Below are 21,670 nucleotides of genomic sequence, written 5' to 3'. Positions count from 1 at the left end.
CTCAGGAGGTATTACCATGTTATTTGACTTATATAAGCCAGAGCGCAATTGGAAAGATATAGAGCTATGGAAAGATGTAACCGAAGAACAATGGAACAACTGGCTGTGGCAGCTTACGAATACTATCCGAACTGTTGATGATTTGAAAAAAGTAATTAACCTGACTCCGGATGAAGAGGAAGGCGTAAGGATTTCCACTAAAACCATTCCATTGAATATCACCCCATATTATGCTTCGTTAATGAATAAAGATGACCCACGATGTCCTATCAGAATGCAATCAGTCCCCATCTCGGAAGAAATGCATAAAACCAAATATGACATGGAAGATCCCCTTCATGAAGATGAGGATTCCCCTGTCCCGGGCCTGACCCATCGATACCCTGATCGAGTCCTTTTTTTGGTGACGAATCAGTGCTCCATGTACTGCCGTTATTGTACGAGAAGACGCTTTTCAGGACAAATCGGGATGGGCGTGCCAAAAAAACAATTGGATGCTGCAATCGGCTATATACGTGATACACCAGCAGTTCGGGATGTCCTTATATCCGGTGGGGACGGATTATTGATTAATGACACGATCCTTGAATATATCCTTAAAAACTTAAGGGAAATACCTCACGTAGAAATAATCAGGATAGGTACGCGGGCCCCAGTTGTCTTTCCTCAAAGAATCACGGAAAATTTATGTACCATTTTAAAAAAGTATCATCCGATTTGGTTGAATACTCACTTCAATACCTCGATAGAAATTACGGAAGAGTCGAAGAAAGCATGTGAGATGCTTGCTGATGCAGGTGTACCGGTTGGCAATCAGGCCGTTATATTAGCAGGGATAAATGACAGTGTCGCAATCATGAAAAAGCTGATGCATGACCTTGTCAAGATTCGAGTCCGGCCTTACTATATTTATCAGTGCGATCTCTCGGAAGGCATCGGTCATTTCAGGGCTCCCATATCAAAAGGGATTGAAATCATAGAGGGACTCCGCGGACATACATCAGGGTATGCCGTTCCTACATTTGTCGTCGATGCTCCAGGAGGGGGAGGGAAAATTACACTGCAGCCGAATTATATCCTCTCACAATCCCCAACCAAAACGGTGCTCCGCAATTTTGAAGGTGTGATTACAACATATCCTGAACCAGAGCATTATACTCCTGGACTTGCAGATGATTATTTTAAAGGGGTATATCCTGATATGGAAAAAAAACGGTCAGATATAGGTGTTTCCGGTTTAATGAACGACAAGCAATTCAATTTAGTGCCTGAAGGACTAAAGCGAATGAATCGACGGGAAAAATACGTGACCAACCCAGAGCATGCTACATTGAAAAACCAACGTGAAAAGAGAGATCTGTTAAAAGAAAAGAAATTTCAGGCACAGCAAAAAAAGAGCACTCCAAAGGGAGATGAATAGAGTGGAGACGTGTCCATGGTGTGAGGTAGGAACATTACAATCGGTAACTGATACAGTGTTTTGGGAGTTGCCAGATGGATCGAGAGCGGTTGAAATTGATAAAACGCCATCGTTCTATTGTGGTAATTGCCATGCGCTATTTCAGAGTGATGAAACGACTAAAGAGATTGAAGACCAGCTGTTTTTAATTGATACGAAACAGTTAGGGAAACAGACGACGTATGACGAGTTATTGAAGATGAAACGGTTGTTAAAGCGGAATTATTTTGATTTTGGGAAATAACAAAATAATTAGAAGTTGCCTCATCTACTTTTTGTGGTGAGGTTTTTCTGTGCGCCCGGCGGTGCGGTCTATAGGGTGCGCATCTCGAACAGTGAAGGCATTATTAGCGGTTGCTTTCCCTGGAGACGCGGAATTCTGAAGGAAGCAAGCGGTAAATTGAGATATATTATTTTGGAAGCCTCTTTTGGAGAGGTTTTTTGAAATTTCTTCAATGGGTATTAGGGTAGATGAAAAAGCACTGTTAAAACAACTAATTTTTATTTTCAAAATACGAAGAGCAGAAGTAATTGTGAAAGACCAATTGAACAAAATTCAGATCCCTGGGGCTATCGTAAAGGAAAGGACAATTGAAGGGCCTGTTATTTTTATACCAATGGCCGACCCAAGAAAAAATCCAGTACCAATCGTGCAGCCAAACCCTATTAAGGACAACTGCCACCATTTTAAATTTTCATCTTCACTCCCCTTACTTTGCCCACTAGGCATAAAAAAATCCATGCAGTATCTCCTCACATATACAAATTCCTTTTCAAAGCAAGTAGGTATTTAGATTACCTGTTTCTCTGAACATTCCCCAAATAAATTCATACATACTCATCCCGCCTATAAATGTGATTGTGAGAAATTACCATTCTTAATAAACATTTTTTGGGATAACTTAGAAATGAATCTTAAAAGAAAGGATACATATATGAAAATAAAATGGGTTTTATTAGCTATTCTTTCTACTACCATAGTCAATGTGCTTTCTGGCTGTGAATCATTAGCGGTCTTAGATCCTAAAGGACCACAAGCCCAAACGCAAGCCAATGTGATTTGGCTATCAATTGCGATCATGGCGGTTATTGTTATAGTTGTTTGTGCTATTTTAGTCTTTGTGTTAACGAAATACCGTGACTCTAAACTACCTAAAGATTATGAACCACCCTACATTGAAGGGAATCATGTTGTTGAAACGATTATTGTTGGGGTGCCAATTTTAATCGTCATTTTCTTCTCCGTTGTTTCTGTAATTTCCAACAATAAAGTGGAAGCCACTCCGGAAGGGTACAAAGGTCAAGATCCATTAGTTATTTACGCTTCGTCATCTGACTGGAAGTGGCATTTTAGTTATCCAGAAAACGATATCGAGACAGTAAACTACTTGTATATTCCAACAAATAGACCACTTGAATTTAAACTTTATTCATTCGGGCCTATCACGAGTTTCTGGATTCCACAACTTGGCGGTCAAAAATATGCCATGTCTAACATGGTGACCACATTACACTTAGCAGCGGACGAATCAGGGGAAATGATGGGACGAAATGCAAACTTTAGTGGGAAAGGATTCGCTGAAAATACGTTCCACGTCGAAGCGATCTCACAAGATAAGTTTGATGAATGGGTAAAGGAAGTTAAAGAAACTGCGAAACCTATTACTGAAGTAAGATTCAATGAATTATTAAAACCGGGTCATGAGGGACAGTTAACGTTTACTGGAACGCATTTAGACTTCTCACCAGCTCCAGAAGGTGAAAATGCTGGACATCATCATGGCTCAAGTGACTCTAACGCGAATTCAAAAGGTGAACATATGAAGCATGATCATAAGTCAAGTAATAGTAAAGAAAAATCAGGACACAATCATGAATAATTTATTAGTCTATCTCAAGAAAAATATGTTCAGAAAGGAAACACAAAAGTATGGGTTTTTTCTCTAGATTTCTTATACCTAATCCTAGTCCCGTCATATACTCATCAATGGTTGCCATTGGTGTTACTGTTCTCTTGATCATTTTTGGTTTAACCCACTTTAAAAAATGGTTTTATTTATGGAGTGGCTGGCTAACAACAGTCGATCATAAAAGAATAGGTATTATGTATTTAATATCTGCTTTGTTGATGCTTTTTCGTGGTGGGGTAGATGCTGTGATGATGCGTGCGCAACTTGCCGTACCGGATAATAAATTATTAGATTCACAGCACTATAATGAAATTTTTTCAACACATGGGGTTGTGATGATCCTCTTTATGGCGATGCCGTACATTATGGCCTTAATGAATTTCGTAGTGCCATTACAAATTGGAGCCCGAGATGTAGCATTCCCACGTCTAAATGCCATAAGTTTCTGGTTATTTTTTATGGGTGCGATGCTATTCAACATCTCTTTTGTAATTGGTGGTTCGCCTGATGCAGGGTGGTCATCTTATTTCCCGCTTGCAGGTAATGAATTTAGCCCGCATGTTGGAACGAATTATTATATGATTGGTATTCAGATAGCCGGAATAGGTACATTAATGACGGGGATTAATTTTTTGACGACTATTCTTAAAATGAGAGCACCCGGTATGACATTAATGAAAATGCCAATGTTTACATGGTCTGCTTTAGTCACAAGCATTATTATCATTTTCGCATTCCCTGTATTAACAGTGGCGCTGATCATGGGAACAATGGATCGACTATTCGCAACCAAGTTTTTCACAATGACTGATGGCGGTATGGATATGCTTTGGGCTAACCTGTTCTGGGTTTGGGGACATCCTGAAGTATACATCTTAATCTTGCCTGCATTTGGTCTTTTTAGTGAGATTATCCCAACCTTTTCACGACGTAACCTATATGGCTATCGATCAATGGTTGCTTCAATGGTATTTATCTCTATATATTCATTCTTCGTTTGGACGCACCATTTCTTTACAATGGGGCAAGCAGCATATGTTAATAGTATTTTCTCGATTACAACGATGGTAATTGCTATTCCGACTGGAATCAAGATCTTTAACTGGTTGTTCACGATGTGGAAAGGTAGAATCAGATTTACCGTACCTATGCTTTATTCAATAGGTTTCATACCTCTCTTCACAATCGGTGGAGTTACCGGGGTTATGCTTGCGATGTCAGCGGCGGATTATCAATACCATAATACAATGTTTTTAGTAGCTCATTTCCACAATGTCATTATTCCGGGTGTAGTATTTGCTGTGCTTGGTGCCGGAACTTACTACTGGCCGAAAATGTTTGGTTTCATGTTGAATGAAAGGATTGGGAAATGGGCGTTCTGGTTTCTAACCATTGGTTTTTGCTTAGCATTCTTCCCTATGTATATCACTGGTTTAGATGGTCAAGCACGTCGTATATACACATACTCTGAATCGAGTGGATTTGGACCATTGAATATGATTTCGTTTATCGGGGCAGCTTTAATGGCAATCAGCTTTGTATTAATCGTGTATACGATTTACTATAGCATTCGCCATGCTCCGAGAGATGTTGTTGGTGATGATCCGTGGGATGCACGTTCCCTTGAATGGGCTACTCATAATCCAGTACCAGAATATAACTTTGCTATTATTCCACAAGTGAACTCAAGGGAAACGTTTTGGGATGCTAAATATAAAGGTCATGAATTATTCAAGGGTGACTATGAAAAAATTCATATGCCCAATAACAGCGGCGGACCGTTTATCATGTCCTGTATCTTCTTTGTCTTTGGATTTGCGTTAGTATTCAGCATATGGTTTCTTGCGATTATTGGGTTAATCGGTATCTTTGTTTGCATGGCTCATCGTTCATTCGAAATAGATCATGGGCATTACATTTCTGTAGAAGAAATTAAAGCGACAGAAGCAAAATTCGGGGGTGTTAATAAATGGAAATAGATCACTCGCAACCTCTTGAATATAGTACGGAACAAAATCGTCTAAATATTTTAGGCTTCTGGATTTTCCTTGGAGCCGAAATTATGCTTTTTGCAACACTCTTTGCATCTTATTTTACATTAGTAGATCGTACCGGTAACGGTCCTACTGGAGCAGAAATTTTTGAAATCACTCCAGTACTTGCTGAAACATTCTTGCTCTTAACAAGCAGTTTTGTCATCGGGCTTGGAATTCATGCCATGCGACTTGGCAACAAGAAAGCCATGTTGACATTCTTCATAATCACTCTCCTTCTTGGATTAGGATTCTTAGGATTTGAAATTACTGAGTTCATTACCTATTATCGCGAAGGAGCTACACTGCAAACTAGTGGATTTACATCAATGCTCTTTACAACATTAGGGACACATGGAGCACATGTTACATTAGGACTTTTCTGGGGGTTATTTATTATCCTTCAAGTGAAAAAACGCGGGTTGACACCTGAAACAGCCAATAAATCCTTCATTTTCTCTCTTTACTGGCATTTCTTAGATATCGTTTGGATCTTCATCTTCACCTTTATCTACATGAAAGGAATGACATAAACATGAAGGAATTATTCCCGGCTAAACAAGTATGGGGTTTTGTATTTTCATTGATTTTGACGGTTGTAGCTCTTTTGGTTTACTTCTTCAATATGTCAAAAGCAACAGGCATGACGATTTTTATATTGACAGCATTCATACAAGCAGCTGTTCAACTAGTTGTGTTTATGCATGCTCGTGAAACTGATGATAGCAAATCAATTTTTATGACTCTATATGGCGCTATATTCCTAGCTCTAATTACTGTCTTCGGTACAATACTATGTATGATCTGGGGTTGGAGTTATTGATATGAAACAGCTTGCAAAACAGACAAAGTACATGGAGTTAATGAACATGAAATTGTTGCTGAAACGTACTATTTTGACTTTTAGCGTAGGGAAAGGCTACTTTTCCATATATGTTTGAATAAATAAAACCCCTCATTTAACTGGAACGATGGAAACGACTTATGCCATCGTCCATGTAGGGGTTTTTCCCATTCGCAAAATGGGAATTTAAAGTAAGATTGGAGTCTGCTGGATCAAAAAGAACTCTTTCTCCATCAATTGAAGTACTAAGCACTTTTAAAAGCTAAAAAAGATTTCCCGTCTATAAAAAATGGAAGCAATATGGATTGAGAACTATATCTATATTACAGGACGATATATATCGATTGCCTCTCCTGATGAAAAATCGTTGATGGTCTATGAACAGGAGGAAGAAGATTCTCATATTGATTTTAAAAAAGTGGACGGAAGGGAAAGTTTCCGATATATTAAAGCAGAAATCATAGTTATTTTTAAGGGGGCTCGACAATATGAGACCATTTTATTTATATTTAATGAAGTTTCGACAACCGAAGGAAATTGACGCCATCACTAAATTTGCCAATTATGCCTATCAGGACCATGGCTTCCCAAAGCAATCGACTGATTATAATGAAGTGAGCAGTTATTTAGAATTGAATGCAGACTATCTCGAAAGTATGTCTGTGTTTGATCATGCTTGGGAGCAATATGTCCAAATAGAAGAAGGACTTCTTTAGGGAAATCAGGAATAGGGAGGATCGGAAGGATGTTTAAGAGCCTTCAAACCCGAATTTTGCTTTATTCTTTGCTTATAGCCAGTGTACCTGTTCTCATATTGGGTATCATTTCATATGGATCACAACGATCCTTGCTTGAAAAGGAAGCAAGAAATGCCTTGAATGCAGGCTCATTGAATATTGTCAATGAAACATATAACTATTTGAACGAACGGATCAGTGATGTGAAGCTAATGAGTGCAAATTCGGTAGTCATCAATCCTGACTCATCAAAAGAAGAGAAGTCCGTTGAACTAAAAAAGTTCATCGATGCAAAAGGAAATTATTACGGGATATTGTACTTGGATTTGGAAGGGAATGTAATTGTTGATACCTCCAATAAAATGATTGGAGATCGATTCGCGAATAGGATATGGTTTAAAGAGGCCTTGGAAGGTCATGAGTTCCTTTCTGACGTAAATAAAACCAAAGCTTACACAGAACCCTTTATAGCTGTAAGTGCACCGGTACATGATGTCACAGGAGAAATGATCGGTGTCGTCTCGCCAGCTTTCCGTTTGGAAAGGCTTTGGGAGATGATGGAGAAAAAGGCTAATGAAATTAGCGATAAGTATCCAGTGAACTTTTTCATGATTAACCAAGAAGGCATCATGATATCAAAAAAAGACCCGCATGGTGTATTAAAGGATTCGGCCTTGGAGGAAATGGGACTAACAAAAGAGAAACTGATGGAAGCTTCGATATCTGATGAATTGTACAGTGCAGAGAATGGAGAAAAAATATATTCCATTCAGCCTGTCCATACGATAGCGCAAACGGAGAATAAATGGTTTGTAGTTGTGGGTGCAGATAAGAAACAGGTGTTTCAGCCTTTGCATGACCTTTTAACACGTTATCTGATAATCTACAGTATCGTATTTGTTTCTATTATTCTGGCTGTCTATTTACTTACTAGGACTCTTGTGAGGCCTGTTCAGGATCTAGTGGTGGCGACAGAGGATTTCATTGAAGGGAAAGAATTCGTCGTTTCCGATAAGAGTAGCTTCGAAGAAATGGAAAAATTGCACCTTGCCTTTGTAAGAATGATGGAAACGATTGAAGATCGCGAAAAGGAAATCGTCCGAACTGAAAAATTAAAATATGTTGGTCAGCTTGCTGCCGGGGTTGCCCATGAAATCAGGAACCCACTGACGACAATAAAGGGTTTTTTCCAACTATTGAAGAGCCAGGACCATGATAAAACATTAATAGAAAAATATAGTGATGTCATGCTTGATGAAGTGGATCGGGTCAATGTATTCGTGACACAACTCTTGGATTTGGCAAAACCTCATCAACTCGAATGGGAAAAACTGGATTTGAAAGATCTTATTGATGAAATTATAGATACCTATACCTCTTCAACTCCGAGTTCTCATGTAAAGTTAATTAATGGATTGTCACAATCCGTCTTTGTTTATTCCGACAAAAACCGGTTACGGCAGGTTCTCTTGAATGTCTTGAATAATTCTTGTGAAGCCATCGATGGAAATGGGCAGATAGAACTGCGAATGACTGCCGTTTCACAATATGTCAATTTAATGATCAGAGATGATGGAAAAGGTATCAGTCCCGAGAACTTAAAAAATATCGGCATGCCCTTTTATACCACTAAGCCTGATGGAAACGGCTTAGGTGTAGCGACCTGCATCCAGATCATGGAGGAATTGAAAGGGAAATTCCAAATTGAAAGCACCTACAGCGAAGGAACGAAAGTGACCCTCGTTATCCCTACTACGAACCGTCTCATTAAATGAGGCGGTTTTTGGTCGTCGCAAGAAAAGGTAACAGGTTTTTCATTATTGGAACCTGCCCCGTATTAAAGGGTGGCAAGTTATTATCTAAATGAGCAAAATGCCCTCTCATTTCCATTAACCTCTATGTTTGTTTGTGCATATAATTTACTAATCAAACGATAAGGACCATATTGGGGGATGTCTCTTATGGGCAAAAAAAAACAGCCGAAATTTAAAATAGGCGATACAGTCGTAATAACAATGTATGGGACAGTCGGGAATATAACCGATGTAAAATTTCTCGATGGTGCTTATGTGTATGAAGTGAACTATAGTGAAGGCCTTTATATTGAAAAAACATTGCAATCGATAAATGAATATGAAGGAGAAATCCTTTATCAAAAGGAACAAATCGATATTGAATATAAATATTTATTAGGTGACTTAGTCCAGGTAGATGGATATGAACATGATTATTTCAAGATTATCGGCTATCGAACGGAAATTTGGCGCTATAAGGAAAATGCCTGGGAGGATGTAATCTATGAGTTATCACGAATCTCAGACAGTGAATGGCTTGAAGCGCATGAAGAAGAACTGACTTTAATAGCCGATGCTAAACGTGCAGATGGGATTATTCGAAAATTAGGGCTGCTCCTTTCTAAAAAGAATAATGAGCTTGCTATCATTGCTAAACAAAACAACCCTGGTAAAGGTGAGCGAGAAATGACAATGACAAAAAATGAAAAAAAGGAAATGATTGATGGACTTTTGGATTTATACAATGATTACTGTAAGCTCTATGAGCATTTTGGCGATGATGAATATCGTCATATCATGAAGATTGCCCTTGCAAAAATTGAAAAAGCGGCAGAGGAAATTTATCCAGATCATAAAAAGAAGCAAACGAAGTGAAAGGTTTCCATGATTAGGGGCGATATTCCTTGAAAAAGCTTTCATTCAAAATGGTCAGGAATGGTCCTTAATACATGAAGGCAATTCATATGATTTTTCATTATGGAATGCAACTGGAATATTTGTCTCTAGTCATTCATACACCTTTAATTAAGGGGGCGATGATTTGCGAGAAATTGAGGTTTTTATTGATACAGAAGAGATAGCGGAATTCTTTTTTCAAGAATTGATAAGACGGGGCTATCTTCCAACAGAAGCTGAAGTTGAAGATCTTGCTGACATCACATTCGAATATCTTCTTGAAAAATGCATAATTGATGAAGAAGTCGATGAGTAACCTGTCATTAGACGGTTAGCAGCTTCCTTACCCTTAAATTAAAAAAATCTTTTAAAAAAGACGGCGGACCACCGCCGTTTTGTTTGCGGTTTAATAGGAAGGGTGCCACAATCCTTTTCATGATGTCTGCGTTTACTTTTCTTTAAGGGGCTCTTGGATAATGTTCAATTTTCCTAACTTGTGGTTGATATGGTATAGTAGTTTGTGAATATCATTTCACCCACAAGTTAAGGAGGACGTAGTTGTATGAGCGTACATATTGGTGCTAAAGAAAATGAAATTGCTGAAACGGTCTTACTTCCTGGAGACCCATTGCGTGCAAAATATATTGCTGAAACATTTTTAGAGGATGCTAAACTTTACAATGAAGTACGTAACATGTTTGGATATACAGGTACATATAAAGGTAAACGGATTTCTGTCCAAGGTACAGGCATGGGTGTACCATCCATTTCCATCTACGTGAATGAATTGATGAATAGTTATAATGTCCAGAAGCTGATTCGAGTTGGTACTGCCGGAGCCATTCAAAAAGATGTAAAAGTCAGGGATGTAATCCTGGCAATGAGTGCTTCAACCGATTCACAAATGAACCGCATGACATTCGGTGGAGTGGACTTTGCCCCGACTGCGGATTTCGATTTGCTTAGAAAAGCTTATGACGCGGGCACGGCTAAGGGCTTGCAATTAAAGGTCGGCAATGTGTTTACGGCCGATCAGTTTTATAACGATAATAGTGAATTGGAAAAATGGGCAAAATACCAGATACTTGCGATAGAAATGGAATCAGCGGCTTTATACACGCTTGCTGCTAAATTTGGACGCCAAGCTTTATCTGTATTAACCATTTCCGATCACATTTTAACTGGTGAGGAAACGAGTTCTGAAGAGCGTCAGTCAACTTTTAACGAAATGGTTGAAGTGGCATTGGAAGCAGCTATACAAGACTGATAATTGGATGTAATGACAGGCGGGTGACCATGTAATAAGTGATGCTGTATAATGACAGTCGGGATACAGGCTCATTTATTCCTTGGTATCCGCATTTTTGTAATGTAACGGATGATCAATTCGGAAATGCGGAATGTCATGAGTATTCCTTTTGATTTTACATGTGTGAACGGTTTAAAAAATACATATGAACAAAATTGTTATTTTTGATAACTATTATTTTTCGATTGGCACGAAAGCTGATAAAATAGAAAGAAATCGTTTATTTCGTCATGAAGAATGAAAGTGGTGAGGCTTCAGTGGAAGAAGAAAATCAAAAACAGCCAAAAGAGGCAGGGAAATTCATTAAAATAAAGAAGTTTACGTTCATTATGGGGATTTTCTTAGTCATATTCCTAACCGCAGGGATTACTACAATAGCCTTGACCTTTGGAGATGAAAAAGTAGATTCATTAGCACCGGATAAACATTCGGAGTTTGAAAAGCTGTATTCTACATACGATACGATAAAAGATAACTATTATGAAGAAATTGATGAAGACAAGCTTGTTGACGGTGCAATTAATGGGATGATCAATTCATTGGATGATCCTTACTCTGCTTATATGGATAAAAAGGAAGCTTCGAGTTTCCATGAGAGCATCTCTTCCTCCTTTGAAGGTATCGGTGCCGAGATACAAGAGCAGGATGGACAAATTATGGTCGTCTCACCGATTAAAGGATCTCCCGCCGAAAAATCAGGGATAAAACCGAATGATATCATTTTAAGTGTGGACGGGAAAAGCGTAGAAGGTTTAAGCTCTTCTGAAGCTGTCCTGAAAATCAGGGGCAAAAAGGGAACGAAAGTGGATTTATCCATCTCAAGAGCTGGTGAGTCCGCACCGATTGAGCTCACGATTAAACGTGACACAATCCCGATTGAAACTGTTTATGCAGAAATGCTTGATGATGGGGTTGCAAAAATTCAAGTAACCAGTTTTTCCGAACATACTGTCCAAGAGCTGAAAACGGCGCTTGAAGAAATGTCCAAGAAAGATATGAAGGGTCTAGTTTTGGATTTACGAGGAAACCCCGGTGGGCTGCTTGACCAAGCTATAGATATGGCAAGCCTGTTCATACCAAATGGGGAAGTGGTCCTTCAAGTTGAGGAGCGTAGCGGGAATAAAGAAGTCTATAAATCGAAGAATGACGGAGAGTTGAAGATTCCGATAGCTGTATTGATTGATGATGGCAGTGCCAGCGCTTCTGAGATTGTCGCAGCGGCCGTCAGTGAATCTGCGGACATCCCATTGATTGGTGTTAAATCATTTGGGAAAGGGACTGTTCAGACTGCCCAAGACTTCGATGATGGTTCTAACTTCAAATACACGGCAGCTAAATGGTTGACTCCTAAAGGCAACTGGATTCATAAAAAAGGGATTAAGCCGGATATTAATGTCAAACTTCCTGACTATGCCAGCCTTCCATACATTTCGCCGGATAAGGAATTGAAAGCATCCGATTCTTCCAGTGAAGTGAAAGCAGCTGAAGAGATGCTGAAGGTAGCTGGTCATGATCCAGGTAAGATAGATGGATTCTTTGATCAAGAAACAACCAATGCAGTCAAAGCATTCCAAAGGGACCAAAAAATTAACGAAACTGGCACCATTAAAGACGATACTACCGTCAAATTGATGCAAGTCATCCGTGAGAAAATCCTTAAAAACGACACACAAGTGAAAAAAGCGGTAGAAGTAGTAAAGAAAGAAATCAAATAAATGTTTTATACAAAAAAGCCTGTCAGCGGTTACCGTTGACGGGCTTTTTTGTCGTTACATGCATATTATTCCAATAAAAGGTAAAAATATGGGTAAATTTCCGATGAGGTGAGGTAATGAAAGAAAAGGTACTTTTCATATATCTAATGGTCTTGATTCTGGCAGGCTGCACCTATGCCCCTTTACCCAAACAAAATGGAAATTCAGGTACGGAAAAAAAGTTAACCAAAGTAGATAACCAAGAAAGCGAAAAAACATTTCTATTTATTGGTGTTGATTCTAGGGGGGAGAAAAAATCCCGATCAGATGCGATTATGCTGGCAAAGTACTACCCTGAACAGGAGAAACTTAAGTTGGTCTCCATCATGCGTGATAGTTATGTGAAAATCCCAGGATATAAATCCGGATATAATAAAATAAATGCAGCCTATTATTATGGCGGAAGGGAACTGCTCAAGAAAACCATCCGCGAAAACTTTGGAGTAAAAGTCGATCATGTAGCAGTCATTGACTTTCAGGGTTTTGTGAAAATGGTGGACTTGCTTGCCCCTGAGGGGGTAGTGGTGGATGTGGACCGGGAAATCATTGATGATATGAGCATTCAAGCAAGCATTGGTGAAAATGTTTTACATGGTGAGGAAATATTGAAATATGTCCGCTTTAGACATGACGATGAAAGTGATTTTGGAAGGGTAGAACGTCAACAAGAAGTAATGGTTCAATTAAAAACAGGATTTATAAACCAAATCTCATCCTTTGAAGGGATGGTAGCCCTTCCTGAAATAATCGAACAAGGCCTTTCATATTTAGATACGGATATTGGATTGAAAACGATAATGGAAATGGGTCCAAAAGTCGTCTTTCATACACCAGACACCGTCGAAACTTTAAGGATCCCAGTGGAAGGAAGCTTTAAAGATGAAGTATATCCAGAGACCGGAGCCGTGTTGGAAATGGACTACGCTAAAAATAAGAAGGCACTTCAAGATTTCTTTTCAAAGTAGGGATTCCTTCGAAAACATCATATAAAGTTGATCATGCTATAATTTTATAATACACCTCGCAAGAATAAATCAATAAGTTAAAAAACGAGAACGGATATCCGTCTCGTTTTTTTAGTCGTCAATAAAATGAAGCCTGAATCACTTAACATAAAGTGGAATGTTTTTGACAAAATCCGGTTGAATGATTCCGTTTTCCGTAATAATGCTGGTAATTAGATGATTAGGTGTTACGTCAAAGGCTGGATTGAATGTCTTTACATTTTCCGGGGCGATTCGTACACCTTGAATGAAAGTGATTTCAGCTCCATTCCGTTCTTCGATTGGGATGGATGTACCTGACTCGATAGAAAGATCGAATGTGGTTGATGGAGCGGCCACATAAAAAGGGATACCATAATGCCTGGCTAATATGGCCAATCCCAATGTCCCGATTTTATTGGCTGTATCTCCATTTGCCGCAATCCTATCGGCCCCAACTATAATACCATTGATTTGTTTCTGATGAATCGTATGGGCTGCCATATTATCAGAAATTAAGGTGACGTCGACACCGGCTTGCATCAGTTCCCAAGCGGTCAAACGGGCCCCTTGGAGGACTGGTCGGGTTTCACAAGCGTACACTTTTATCGGAAAGTCCCTTTCTTTAGCTAAGTGAAAGGGAGCCAAGGCCGTGCCATACCGGGCAGTGGCGATTCCACCGGCATTGCAATGAGTTAGAATGGAATCGCCTTTAGCAAATAGGGACAATCCATGTTCCCCGATTTTCCTGCACATTTCTTCATCTTCAGTAAAGATGGCTTTGGCCTCCGATACCAGTGCTTCTTTGGCAGTCGAAATGCTTTGTGCTGCATTTAATATGTTCTCCATTCTCTTTAATGCCCAAAAAAGGTTGATTGCAGTAGGCCGGGAAGAGGCAAGCTTCTCAATATGGCTCATTACATTTTTTTTGAATTCCCCTAATTCCGTGGATGTTTCTTGTTTGGCACCCAGTGCTACCCCGAATGCTGCAGTCAGTCCAATTGCTGGGGCCCCGCGTACCTTTAATGTTAAAATGCTGTCATATACATCATCAACTGAATGAAGTTTAATAAATTCAGTGATGGATGGAAGGCCTTGTTGATTTAATAAGGTGATATGGGTATCATCCCATTGTACCGAATATGGTAATGGCGCTAGCGTAGTCATGTATAGGTCTCCTTTTAAAGGGTTGTATAAGATGGCAGTGTATGTTGCTTCAACGCTTCAATTATTGCTGGAACATCCAATTCATCCCGTTTTTTAATTAAACGTGCACCAATCTCCAATGTTATCGTTTTGGCTGCGATCCTTGTTTCTTTATCTTCAATGACATTTAAATCTGCAACATGAGAAAGGCCGATTGTTCTCCGAATCAGTTCGCAGCCGGCAAAACCGAATGCGTCTCTTTTGAATTTAGTCAGTAAATAGGTCAAATAACCATTCACATGGCGGAAGGGACTTTTATTTTGGGTGTTCCAAAGTTCAGTATATGTTTCTTCAAAGGCATTCCAAAATTCATGGAGGTATGTGAAAATCTCTTCTTTCCCAGCTGCATTGCGTGTGACTGCCTGAAAGAGAAGGTTGGCGGTGTATTGGCCTAGGTCAAAACCGACGGGGCCATAAAAAGCGAATTCTGGATCTATAACCTTTGTTTCAGTTTTACTTGCAAATATACTTCCAGTATGTAAATCTCCATGAAGCAAGGCTTCCTGCTCGGTTTCAAAGCTTTGTTTCAGCTTAGCGACTTCGAGTATCACTTCTTGATCATTCCAAATCTTTTTGGCGGCATCAGTCAATTCCACCTCGAAATCTCCTGGGAGCTCCTCGAAAAATGGATCCGTGAAAATAAAGACCTCGGTGATTTTGCAGAGCTCTGGATTCGTGAAGTGACGGGCCACTTCTTTTTTCGCAGGTGGTTCTAAATGATAATCGGAAGTGAAGAATGTCGTCTTTGCAACATACTCACCAATATGTTGTGAAAGCAATGGATAGGGATCACCATCAATCAATCCCGTCCTTACGATTTTTAAGTGTGATAAATCTTCCATGACTGTGATGGCAAGCTGTTCATCCGAATAATATACTTGCGGTACGAATTCGGGGCAATAGCTTTTGAAATGAATAAGTGCATTTGCTTCAATGGCAGCCCTTTTCAAAGTCAGCGGCCAGCTTTCGCCAAGTACCTTGGCATAAGGGACCGCTTGTTTGATTATTATCCCTTTATTTGTGGCTGTGTCAGTAATATGAAAAACGTAATTTAAGTTGCCATCGCCGATTTCTTTACAGTTTAAACTGGCATCTGAATTGACCAACCCTAGTTTTTTTGCAAGGGTTATAGCTGTTTCATTTGTTAATATTTTAAAATTTGAATGGTTTTGAGTCATTCTTTTCCCCTCCACATTTTAAGAATAAAAAAGCCTCTTTCATTAAGAAAGAGGCAGAAGTTTTAGCTTCGGACCTCTTATCTCCCAGAAAAAAGTTTTCTGGTGGAATTAGCACCGTGCTCTGCGGATTTCAAAATCCGGCGGTGAATCCGCCCCATTTCACAATGGTATTACAGTCGGTTGCTGGGCTTCATAGGGCCTTTATCCCTCAGCCTGCTCTTGATAAGAGTATATGTTTTCTGAAATTTTAATCTTCGGGAAAATAATAACAACTTTTTAAATAGTTTGTCAATGGGGAAATTAATAATAATCCGGACGGCGATCTTCAAAAACAGGTATTTTGTTGCGAGCTTTCGAAACTTTCTTGTAGTCCAGCGTGCCTGGCAACAGTTCGTTTTCATCTCCGGCTTCACTTACGATAGCTCCCCATGGATCTTTAATCAAGGAATGTCTGGCAAATATATTTTTGACATCCGTACCTGAACGATTCACGGCTACAACATATACGTGGTTTTCGACGGCACGGCTAATCAATAGGGGTCTCCAGTGATCGGCAATCTCATTTAACCTGGTCAAGTCGTATCCGGTTGTCCAAAGCTCTGGTAAAATAAAGATATCGGCTTCTGATCGTGCAGCTTTTTCGATCCGTTGTTCTGCAACCTAAAAGTTGATATCTGGTTGCTCAAAGGCAATATCGATTTGGAGGCAGGCTATTTTCCGTTTCATTGTATAAAACCACCACATGTAAAAAATGCTTTACAAGACGATGATAAACATATATCATTTGTGACTAGAATTTCAAGAAATTTCAGAGAAGGTGTAAAAATGTTGCAATTTGAAAAATCAAGACTGCTTCAGGAACTGCCCAAGCAGTTTTTTGCCTCTCTAGTCGCAAAAGTCAATGCGATTACAGCACAAGGACATGATGTCATTAATTTAGGTCAGGGAAATCCTGATCAGCCGACACCTGAGCATATTGTGAAAAGTCTACAGGCAGCCGCTGAAAAACCGATTAATCATAAATATTCACCGTTCCGTGGGCATCAATATTTAAAAGATGCTGCCGCTGTCTTTTATGAACGTGAATATGGGGTCAAGCTCGATCCCAATAGCGAAGTCGCGATTCTCTTTGGTGGAAAGGCAGGACTTGTGGAATTGCCACAATGTTTATTGAATCCTGGGGATACGATTCTGGTTCCTGATCCCGGCTATCCTGATTATCTTTCCGGTGTTGTTCTAGCTCAGGCAAAAACGGAAGTCATGCCGCTGACAGAAGAAAATGGTTTTCTTCCGGATTACAAAGATATACATAGTGACGTGCTTGATAAAGCAAAAATGATGTTCTTGAACTATCCGAATAATCCTACTGGTGCATCTGCAACTTTAAGTTTCTTTGAGGAAACGGTCTCCTGCGCAAAAGAGCATTCCATTTGTGTGGTCCACGATTTTGCATATGGGGCGATAGGATTTGAAGGGAAAAAACCGATAAGTTTTCTCCAAGCTGAGGGAGCGAAGGATATAGGAATTGAGATATATACACTATCGAAAACATATAATATGGCAGGGTGGAGAGTCGGCTTCGCAGTTGGGAATAAAAGTGTCATAGAAGCGCTTGAGCTTTTGCAAGACCATCTTTATGTGAGTCTCTTCCCGGCGATACAAGAAGCAGCGGCAAGTGCTTTACTTGACTCGCAGAGTTGTGTAGAGGAGTTAGTGAAGAAATACGAGGGGCGAAGGAATGTTTTCATTGAGGGATTACAGGCCATCGGCTGGGATGTCAAAGCTCCGGACGCCTCTTTTTTTGCCTGGCTCAAGATACCAAAAGGGTTTACATCCGAGAGTTTTGCGGATTATTTATTAACGCATGCCCACGTAGCTGTAGCTGCTGGAAATGGATTTGGTGAATTTGGCGAAGGGTACGTCAGGGTAGGGCTTCTTACTTCCGAAGAACGGCTTAAAGAGGCTGTCGAACGGATACGCGCATTAAACATATTTTAACTGGGGGAGAAGTTATCCACCTTAAATAATCATAAACCTATTGACAATGTACGGATTACCTGTCAGAATACAAACTAAATTCTTAATCTTTCGATACTTAAACATAACTATATATCAGCGTTTTCTTATTTTGAGCAGGTGGAGGGACTAGCCCTATGAAGCCCAGCAACCGACCGTAATTCCATTGTAAAATGGGGCGGAATTCTTCGCCGGATTTTCTTGAAATCCACAAGGCACGGTGCTAATTCTTGCAGCTAATGGCTGGGAGATAAGAAGATGGCTTTTTAAAGCCTCTTCATTGTGAAGGGGCTTTTGCCAATTTGAGATTTAAAGTTAATGACTTCGAGATTCTACTAACGTGTTATAGGAGTGATCAGATGAGCGAGATAATCGCTACTTACTTAATTCATGATTTTGATGGAAAACATGAGAAAAAAGCAGAAAGCATTGCCTTGGGTTTGACTGTGGGAACATGGACGGACCTGCCCCATTTAGTTCAGAAGCAGCTGGAAAAGCATAAGGGACGTGTCGTCTCTGTGACACCATTAGCTGAAGAAGAGAAGGCTAACCGCTATTTTGATCGTAAAGTGTACCGTTCATTCATTAAAATTGCTTATCCAGCAGGGAATTTCTCTAATGATTTACCCGCAATCCTCACGACGGTCTTCGGTAAACTTTCATTGGACGGTGAAATTAAACTGATCGACTTGGATTTTATCGGTGATATTCACAAGGCTTTTCCTGGTCCGCAATTTGGTATTGCAGGCATAAGAGAGAAGATTGAAGTATATAATCGGCCTCTTGTGATGAGCATTTTCAAAGGTGTGTTAGGACGGGATTTAACATTCCATAATGAGCAACTGAAGCAACAGGCATTAGGAGGTGTCGATCTTGTAAAAGACGACGAGATTCTCTTTGACCAGGAACAGACTCCTTTTATCGATCGAATTAAAACCGGAAAAAGAATATTGAATGAAGTCTATGAAACCACTGGTCACCGAACTTTATATGCTGTCAATCTATCAGGGAAAACATTTGAATTATTGGATAAGGCAGAGCAAGCGGCTGAAGCAGGGGCAGATGCTTTATTGTTCAACGTTCATACATATGGTTTGGATGTAATGCAAGCCTTGCGTGAACATGATCGAATCAAGCTGCCGATCATGGCACATCCCGCATTTAGCGGAGCGTTGGCTTCTTCATCTTTTTATGGAATCGGCTATCCATTATTGCTTGGTAAATTAGTGAGGCTATCAGGTGCAGATTTATCCTTATTCCCATCCCCTTATGGAAATGTCGCACTTGAAAAAGACGAGACATTAGCCATTGCAAAAGCTCTGACAAAAGATGAACTTTCTTGGAAAAAGGCCTTCCCTGTTCCTTCAGCTGGTATTCATCCGGGCATGGTTCCCGACCTAATCAAGGATTTCGGTATAGACAGCGTAATCAATGCCGGAGGTGGTATCCACGGACACCCTGACGGAGCAGAAGGCGGGGCCAAGGCTTTCCGTTCTGCTGTGGAAGCCGTTCTAGCAGGAAAGGACCTATCTGAAGCGGCGGCTGAGGAAGAAACACTAAAAAAAGCTCTTGTTTTATGGGGAGGCTTATAAGAAATAATGAAACCGATCATCTTTTGTGATTTTGACGGTACGATCACCAACACAGATAATATCATTTCTATCATGAAAAAATTTGCGCCTCCAGAATGGGAAGAGTTGAAAGATGCGGTTCTTCAACAAAAAATCAGTATATCCTCTGGGGTAGGCGATATGTTTTCCCTGCTTGACAGTACCTTGAAGGATGAAATCATTCAATATGTAATAGACACAGCTGGCATTCGGCCAGGGTTTTATGAATTCGTTGAGTATACGAAACAAGCTAACATTCCTTTATATATAGTAAGCGGAGGCATGGATTTTTTTATCGAACCTCTTTTACATGAAATCTTGCCCCCAGATTCCGTTTTTTGTAACAATGCCTACTTCGATAAGGAAAGGATCTATATAGAGTGGCCCAATGCTTGTGATGACCAATGTAAAAATGATTGTGGCTGCTGTAAGCCTTCAATTATGAGGGAAATTGCAGGCGAGGATGATTTTAAACTCGTCATCGGAGATTCAGTGACTGATTTTGAAGCAGCAAAACAGGCTGATTTTGTCATTGCTCGTGACATTCTGCTTGAGAAATGTAATAAAGATGGAATCCCACATCAAGGATTTGAAACGTTTTATGATGTAATTGACATTTTAAAGCAGCGGGAGGAGCCACGGGCATGAACACACAGAGTAAAGAATGGCTGGAATTGGCGGAGATTAAAGCAGAACTGGCCGAAAGGGATTGGTTCATGGGAACAAGCGGGAATTTATCCATTCGTGAACCCAAAAGCCCTTTCTTTTATATTACGGCAAGCGGTAAGGATAAACGAAAGCAATCGGATTCGGACTTTTTACTGGTGGATTTAAAAGGAAACCCAGTTGAAGAAACGGAGTTAAGACCTTCGGCCGAAACTTTGCTTCATACCGTTATTTACGGGAAAACCAATGCGAACTGTGTACTCCATATCCACACAGTGGAAAATAATGTGATGTCGGAATTGTACGGGGATGAAGGTCAAGTGACTTTTCGGAATCATGAAATCATTAAAGCGACTGGTAGGTGGGATGAAGATTCAGAGTTTCGCATTCCAATCATATATAACCACGCTGACATTCCGCTGTTATCTGAAAAATTCAAGCCGCATGTCGAAGAAGACTCTGGTGCCGTGCTCATCCGTAATCATGGTATAACGGTTTGGGGTGAAAGCGGGCTCGAAGCAAAAAGAATACTTGAAGCTTGTGAATTTTTATTTCAATATCAACTTTTGCTCAATCAACAACAGGCACTTGCAGGTTCTGTAAAATAAAAACTATATCGAGGAGGAATGAATGATGGCGACAATTAGATTCCATGAAACAAACGAGGTTATTGAAAACGGTGAACAGGTAAAAGGTTTTTTAGAAACACAGGGCGTAATATATGAGCAATGGGATATTTCGAAATTACCAGCTCATCTTGTAGAAAAATATGATCTAACAGATGCTGACAAAGAGGAAATCCTTTTAACATTCAAATCCGAGATAGCGGAAATTTCGGAAAGAAGAGGCTATAAAGCGCATGATATCATCACATTATCCGATGCAAATCCAAACCTGGATAAAATGCTTGAAAACTTTAAGCAGGAACATCACCATGAGGATGACGAAGTGCGTTTCATAGCAGGCGGAACGAGTATCTTTGCCATTGAAGGCAGTGATAAACAGTGGTTTGATGTACGGCTTAATCCAGGAGATCTGATTAGCGTACCAGAATCAACAAGACATTATTTCACGTTGGCGGAGGATAGGAAAACCGTTGCAGTTCGGATTTTCGTTACAGCGGCGGGCTGGGTGCCAATTTACGATAAAGACGAAGTTCAAGCATGAGTCATTGTTGAAAAACCAGCTTACGGGCTGGTTTTTTTATGTGGTCCCGGCAAATGATTTAGAAGGATAAGTATGATAGAATTTAACGGAATCAAATTTAACAGGATC

20 protein-coding genes, 2 pseudogenes and 2 riboswitches are annotated in these 21,670 nt (G+C 39.9%); of the genes and pseudogenes, 18 read left to right on the top strand and 4 right to left on the bottom strand.

From position 1 onward, the window contains the following. The first annotated feature begins 16 nt into the window (after positions 1–16). Positions 17–1,420 carry a lysine 2,3-aminomutase gene (gene kamA, locus ACFWE9_RS07590; RefSeq protein WP_230160333.1) on the top strand — a complete coding sequence of 468 codons (1,404 nt, stop codon included), beginning with the start codon at positions 17–19 and terminating at the stop codon, positions 1,418–1,420. A 1-nt stretch (position 1,421) separates the two neighbouring features. After that, positions 1,422–1,703: a YokU family protein gene (locus tag ACFWE9_RS07585; RefSeq protein WP_377356276.1), complete on the top strand. Its 282-nt coding sequence runs from the start codon at positions 1,422–1,424 to the stop codon at positions 1,701–1,703. Positions 1,704–2,027: 324 nt separating this feature from the next. Here ACFWE9_RS07585 and ACFWE9_RS07580 read toward each other — a convergent pair. Then, a pseudogene (locus tag ACFWE9_RS07580) lies at positions 2,028–2,201 on the bottom strand (amino acid permease); the annotation flags it as partial. Between the two features lie 193 nt (positions 2,202–2,394). Here ACFWE9_RS07580 and qoxA point away from each other — a divergent pair. The 11 genes from qoxA to ACFWE9_RS07525 all read left to right on the top strand — a co-directional run bounded on the left by qoxA (position 2,395) and on the right by ACFWE9_RS07525 (position 13,701). Next, a complete protein-coding gene (qoxA, locus tag ACFWE9_RS07575; RefSeq protein WP_230160416.1) occupies positions 2,395–3,339 on the top strand; it encodes a cytochrome aa3 quinol oxidase subunit II in 945 nt (314 codons plus the stop codon). Positions 3,340–3,389: 50 nt separating this feature from the next. Beyond that, on the top strand, positions 3,390–5,348 hold the full coding sequence (gene qoxB / locus ACFWE9_RS07570; RefSeq protein WP_230160337.1) for a cytochrome aa3 quinol oxidase subunit I: 1,959 nt from the start codon (positions 3,390–3,392) through the stop codon (positions 5,346–5,348). After that, complete coding sequence (gene qoxC, locus ACFWE9_RS07565) at positions 5,339–5,935, top strand: cytochrome aa3 quinol oxidase subunit III (RefSeq protein WP_230160339.1); 597 nt, start codon at positions 5,339–5,341, stop codon at positions 5,933–5,935. Before qoxB ends, qoxC begins: the two co-directional genes overlap by 10 nt. Positions 5,936–5,937: 2 nt before the next feature. After that, on the top strand, positions 5,938–6,225 hold the full coding sequence (qoxD, locus tag ACFWE9_RS07560) for a cytochrome aa3 quinol oxidase subunit IV (RefSeq protein WP_230160341.1): 288 nt from the start codon (positions 5,938–5,940) through the stop codon (positions 6,223–6,225). 509 nt (positions 6,226–6,734) lie between these two features. Beyond that, on the top strand, positions 6,735–6,962 hold the full coding sequence (locus tag ACFWE9_RS07555) for a YozE family protein (protein WP_230160343.1): 228 nt from the start codon (positions 6,735–6,737) through the stop codon (positions 6,960–6,962). A 29-nt stretch (positions 6,963–6,991) separates the two neighbouring features. Beyond that, positions 6,992–8,758, top strand: coding sequence for an ATP-binding protein (locus ACFWE9_RS07550; RefSeq protein ID WP_377356273.1), 1,767 nt, complete (start codon positions 6,992–6,994; stop codon positions 8,756–8,758). A 186-nt stretch (positions 8,759–8,944) separates the two neighbouring features. Further along, positions 8,945–9,652, top strand: coding sequence for a hypothetical protein (locus tag ACFWE9_RS07545; protein WP_230160347.1), 708 nt, complete (start codon positions 8,945–8,947; stop codon positions 9,650–9,652). Between the two features lie 166 nt (positions 9,653–9,818). Further along, positions 9,819–9,989, top strand: a complete 171-nt coding sequence (locus tag ACFWE9_RS07540; RefSeq protein ID WP_064505166.1) for a YozD family protein — start codon at positions 9,819–9,821, stop codon at positions 9,987–9,989. 246 nt (positions 9,990–10,235) lie between these two features. Beyond that, a complete protein-coding gene (deoD, locus tag ACFWE9_RS07535) occupies positions 10,236–10,940 on the top strand; it encodes a purine-nucleoside phosphorylase (protein WP_057912766.1) in 705 nt (234 codons plus the stop codon). Positions 10,941–11,239: 299 nt separating this feature from the next. After that, positions 11,240–12,697, top strand: a complete 1,458-nt coding sequence (locus ACFWE9_RS07530; RefSeq protein WP_230160349.1) for a lmo1851 family serine protease — start codon at positions 11,240–11,242, stop codon at positions 12,695–12,697. Between the two features lie 116 nt (positions 12,698–12,813). Beyond that, complete coding sequence (locus ACFWE9_RS07525) at positions 12,814–13,701, top strand: LCP family protein (protein ID WP_377356270.1); 888 nt, start codon at positions 12,814–12,816, stop codon at positions 13,699–13,701. 138 nt (positions 13,702–13,839) lie between these two features. Here ACFWE9_RS07525 and mtnA read toward each other — a convergent pair whose 3' ends face one another. From mtnA to ACFWE9_RS07510, 3 genes and pseudogenes are all read right to left on the bottom strand, one after another. Beyond that, the gene (gene mtnA, locus ACFWE9_RS07520; protein WP_377356268.1) at positions 13,840–14,886 is read right to left on the bottom strand and encodes an S-methyl-5-thioribose-1-phosphate isomerase; all 1,047 of its coding nucleotides are present in this window, start codon (positions 14,884–14,886) and stop codon (positions 13,840–13,842) included. A 14-nt stretch (positions 14,887–14,900) separates the two neighbouring features. Continuing rightward, positions 14,901–16,103 (bottom strand): S-methyl-5-thioribose kinase, encoded by a 1,203-nt coding sequence (gene mtnK / locus ACFWE9_RS07515; protein ID WP_377356266.1) that lies wholly within the window; start codon positions 16,101–16,103, stop codon positions 14,901–14,903. 74 nt (positions 16,104–16,177) lie between these two features. Next, a riboswitch (SAM riboswitch) is annotated at positions 16,178–16,332 on the bottom strand. Between the two features lie 71 nt (positions 16,333–16,403). Continuing rightward, positions 16,404–16,829, bottom strand: a pseudogene (locus ACFWE9_RS07510) (nitrilase-related carbon-nitrogen hydrolase). A gap of 99 nt (positions 16,830–16,928) precedes the next feature. Here ACFWE9_RS07510 and ACFWE9_RS07505 point away from each other — a divergent pair. The 5 genes from ACFWE9_RS07505 to ACFWE9_RS07485 all read left to right on the top strand — a co-directional run bounded on the left by ACFWE9_RS07505 (position 16,929) and on the right by ACFWE9_RS07485 (position 21,562). Beyond that, the gene (locus ACFWE9_RS07505; RefSeq protein ID WP_290370618.1) at positions 16,929–18,101 is read left to right on the top strand and encodes a pyridoxal phosphate-dependent aminotransferase; all 1,173 of its coding nucleotides are present in this window, start codon (positions 16,929–16,931) and stop codon (positions 18,099–18,101) included. Between the two features lie 122 nt (positions 18,102–18,223). Next, a riboswitch (SAM riboswitch) is annotated at positions 18,224–18,376 on the top strand. Positions 18,377–18,478: 102 nt separating this feature from the next. Further along, complete coding sequence (mtnW, locus tag ACFWE9_RS07500; protein ID WP_230160358.1) at positions 18,479–19,711, top strand: 2,3-diketo-5-methylthiopentyl-1-phosphate enolase; 1,233 nt, start codon at positions 18,479–18,481, stop codon at positions 19,709–19,711. A gap of 6 nt (positions 19,712–19,717) precedes the next feature. After that, positions 19,718–20,377, top strand: a complete 660-nt coding sequence (locus tag ACFWE9_RS07495; protein ID WP_230160360.1) for a 2-hydroxy-3-keto-5-methylthiopentenyl-1-phosphate phosphatase — start codon at positions 19,718–19,720, stop codon at positions 20,375–20,377. After that, positions 20,374–21,003: a methylthioribulose 1-phosphate dehydratase gene (locus tag ACFWE9_RS07490; protein WP_230160362.1), complete on the top strand. Its 630-nt coding sequence runs from the start codon at positions 20,374–20,376 to the stop codon at positions 21,001–21,003. Before ACFWE9_RS07495 ends, ACFWE9_RS07490 begins: the two co-directional genes overlap by 4 nt. Before the next feature lie 25 nt (positions 21,004–21,028). Then, positions 21,029–21,562: a cupin domain-containing protein gene (locus tag ACFWE9_RS07485; protein ID WP_230160364.1), complete on the top strand. Its 534-nt coding sequence runs from the start codon at positions 21,029–21,031 to the stop codon at positions 21,560–21,562. Positions 21,563–21,670: the final 108 nt, after the last annotated feature.

Origin of the sequence: Peribacillus sp. NPDC060253, assembly GCF_042727425.1 — a bacterium.
GTDB lineage: Bacteria > Bacillota > Bacilli > Bacillales > DSM-1321 > Peribacillus.
Note: the sequence above shows the minus strand (reverse complement) of the source record. Positions and strands in the feature narration are given on the sequence as shown.